The following is a 2399-nucleotide window of genomic DNA, read 5'->3' on the forward strand; positions in this document are numbered from 1 at the left end:
CGGAAACGGGGCGATACAGCCAGAGTGATCCCATAGGGTTGAGAGGTGGCATCAATACCTATGCCTATGTGAACAGTAATCCGCTGGTCAGTACTGATCCATTGGGACTGTTTTTGTTTGCTTTTGATGGGACGGGGATGGACAGGGATAATATTAAGAAAGGTCAAACCCTGACGAATGTCGCACTGTTTCAGGATTATTACAATGAAGCAAATGGGGGAGATGACGCATCCTTTTATCAACCTGGTGTAGGAACCAGTGGCGGCATTGACGGAATTATTGGTGGAGGGTTCGGCTATGGAGCCCGAAGCCGAGTTGATAATGCCTTGATAGAACTTGATCGACTAATTCTTCAGGAAGATCCTTATTTTTCAGATGGAATCATAGATATTGTAGGTTTTAGTCGGGGAGCAGCAATTGCGCGTGAATTTAGTAATGATGTTTATGAACGTATTGATAGTGGCTATTACGACAATCTTTATACTGAACAGAATCCAGACCGGGATCTTTGTACTCCACTACCCACAGTAAAAGTTCGTTTTATGGGAATATTCGATACAGTTGGGTCTTTGGGGTACCCAGGCGACCCTGATAATGGAGATTTTGACTTAACTACTGATTCACGAATTAACCATGTTGCTCATGCTGTTGCTCTAAATGAGCATAGAAATGCTTTCTCTTTATCATCCGTAGAACGAGATGAACATAATGCGGGTAGTTCCGGTAATATCGTAGAGCGAGGCTTTATTGGTGCCCATACCGATGTTGGAGGTGGATATGGCAAAAGTGATGAGCACCCTGGGAGTGACTTATCTGACGTACCTTTGCAGTGGATGTATCGTCAAGCTGTGAGTGCAGGAGTTGAGCTGGGTGATTTAAAAAATGAGCATTTGCTGGTAGACAACCCTGTGCTCCACGATGAAAGAACGGGAAGCATTCTGTATCCAGATAAGGATGATAGAAAGATTTTTTATGAAAATGATCCTGACTGGGAGCTGGCAGAGTGTCAAAGTGCATTCCAATGCCGTTTTTGGTCCCCTCCTGAAACACAGAGGCAGAAAACTGCGCCACAGTTTCCGAACCTTGATCATATGATAATAGAAAACCCAGGTGGTAATGAAGGTAATGTACGTGGGTCTATTGATATGTCTCAGTATCAGAAGTGGCTTAAAGACTCTCTAAATATCACGGTTAACATTTAAGGTTGTATCCCCGATGAGTAAATGTGCGAAAAGGTTTTTTTTGTTGATCGGGGGAGGATTGCTAGCCGTAGTTTTATGGATTGGCTGGAGCATCGTTTCACTGCAATTGCCTGGGTTTTATTTTCAGAACAGTACTCTTCATTCTATGAGTGTGTTTTATGTGGTTGATAATCATAATTATACCATTGCAATGCAGCGTACAAATGAGTTTCAGCCTGGAGATCGTAAAAGTATAGGCGGGCCTGTATCCAGAGTGCCATCTTACTTGACTTTGACATTTGGTGATAAGAAAGGTCAGCAACAAAGCAAGCTTGATATTAGTAGAAATTTACCATGGATAGTTTGGCTTAAGTTGACCTTTATGCCATGGAAGTATACAGCTGACTTTATAGTGAATGTATTACCCGAAGGTAAGACGGCTTTAACTTGGGTATTGGAAGATAAGAGTAACAAACTTAGAACGCTAGCATGTGGAGGGTGGCTTGTGGATCATTACTACTCAGATGTTCTTGATAAGTTTAAGCATGTGAGGTTTAGTGTCGAGCATCCTCGAGAATCTTATACCTGCAATCCTCTATCTTATATAGGCTTTGAACGTAAGCGAATAGAGGCTGAGCTGAGTAAAAAATGAAGTGATAAAAGCTTACGCCACTCCCTACATCATGAAGTGGCGCGATTGCTTACAACAAACCCGAAATAGAATTCGAAAGCCCTTTCTTAAGCTCAGGCAGTGCTTCCTCAAATTTCAGATTGACCTTGTTGGCGGTAGAAACAACCCGAGTCTGGTATTTCTTCCGCTCGCCCACTTCACTGTACTGAACCTGGGTGGAGCCGCTGTTGCCCTGCTTCAGGCTATGAGTGCTATTGCTGGAAACACTGCCTCTGGCTTTTTCCGAGAGCTGGATATCGGTGATCAGGGAATAGGTGACATCCTTGACCAGGCTGTTTGCGACCATCTCGGCAGCCCCTCCAAGAAAGCCTCCGACGGTGGCCGCTGTGCCACTTCCGCCCAATTCATAACCGGCAGCTGCACCAATAAAGACACTGCCATAGCCGCCTGCCAGGACACGCTCGGCAGCAGCCGGATCGGTTTTACCCGCTTGCAAAATATTCACCTGCAGAAGGTAATGAGCGGCATCCGGATCATCCAGAAGCTTGTAGCCTTTACTCTGGATATTGTTGGTGATGGCATCGGTG

At 44.7% G+C, this 2399-nt stretch carries 3 protein-coding genes; 2 read left to right on the forward strand and 1 reads right to left on the reverse strand.

Annotated elements, in window-relative coordinates; all coding sequences use genetic code 11:
• Together ACO6UY_RS24410 and ACO6UY_RS24415 are read left to right on the forward strand one after the other, a co-directional pair.
• A partial coding sequence (locus ACO6UY_RS24410; RefSeq protein WP_422491640.1) for a phospholipase effector Tle1 domain-containing protein occupies window positions 1–1202 on the forward strand: 1202 nt, incomplete at its 5' end.
• A gap of 13 nt (window positions 1203–1215) precedes the next feature.
• A complete protein-coding gene (locus ACO6UY_RS24415) occupies window positions 1216–1833 on the forward strand; it encodes a hypothetical protein (protein WP_422491641.1) in 618 nt (205 codons plus the stop codon).
• Window positions 1834–1882: 49 nt separating this feature from the next.
• Here ACO6UY_RS24415 and ACO6UY_RS24420 read toward each other — a convergent pair.
• A partial coding sequence (locus ACO6UY_RS24420; RefSeq protein WP_422491642.1) for a complement resistance protein TraT occupies window positions 1883–2399 on the reverse strand: 517 nt, incomplete at its 5' end.

Source organism: Endozoicomonas sp. ALE010, assembly GCF_049310165.1.
GTDB lineage: Bacteria > Pseudomonadota > Gammaproteobacteria > Pseudomonadales > Endozoicomonadaceae > Endozoicomonas.

Coding starts and splice junctions, on each gene's coding strand:
- ACO6UY_RS24415 (WP_422491641.1), top strand. CDS start 1,216: ATGAGTAAATGTGCGAAAAGGTTTTTTTTGTTGATCGGGGGAGGATTG.